Below are 681 nucleotides of genomic sequence, written 5' to 3' on the forward strand. Positions count from 1 at the left end.
CTGCGCGTGCTGGCGGAGCTGGTCGAGATCCAGATGTCGATCGCCCGGGCGACGCAGCAGGAGGCGCTGCAGGCGCCGGCGTTGGGCGTCGACTATTGCCAGCGGATCGCCACCGTCGCGCGCTCGGTGCGGCTGACCCTGCTGCTCAAGGACAAGCTGTCGCAACAGGTCGACGAGCGTCGCAAGGCGGCGGCAAAGCGCGAGGCGGCCCAGGAGGACTTTCACGATCTGCGGGTGAGGCTGGCGATGCTGGCGGCGGCCTACGAGGTGTCGGAGGACAATGAGGAGATCAACCGCCGCGTCACCGAGGTGCGCGAGCAGCTGGAGCGGCCGGAGGTGGTCGAGCTGATCGAAGCCAGCCGGGCGCCGGTCGCGGTGGCGGCGTTGTGCCGGCGCTGGGGCTTCCCGGTGCAGGTGGAGCAGTGGCTCGAGATGGCCGACGAGGCCATGGAGCAGTTGGGCTTCATACCGCCGCAGGACGGCGAGGACGCCGAGGATCCGCCGGAGCCCCGCTCGGCCGGCAGCCGCAGGCCCAGATCCCCAGATACTGGGTGACACATCGGGATAGGGGGAAGCCTCGCGGCTCCCCCCTCCCACACCACCGGACATACGGGTCCGTATCCGGCGGTTCGGGGGATTAAGCGGTGAGCGGGTCGGCGACGGAGGCGAGGCCGAGGGCCT

1 protein-coding gene is annotated in these 681 nt (G+C 70.6%); it reads left to right on the plus strand.

The window, feature by feature from the left end; genetic code table 11:
- A partial coding sequence (locus tag ACTOWL_RS37995) for a hypothetical protein (protein WP_441326487.1) occupies nt 1-555 on the plus strand: 555 nt, incomplete at its 5' end.
- Between the last annotated feature and the right edge of the window lie 126 nt (nt 556-681).

Source organism: Inquilinus sp. CA228 (assembly GCF_052078665.1).
Taxonomy (GTDB): domain Bacteria; phylum Pseudomonadota; class Alphaproteobacteria; order DSM-16000; family Inquilinaceae; genus Inquilinus.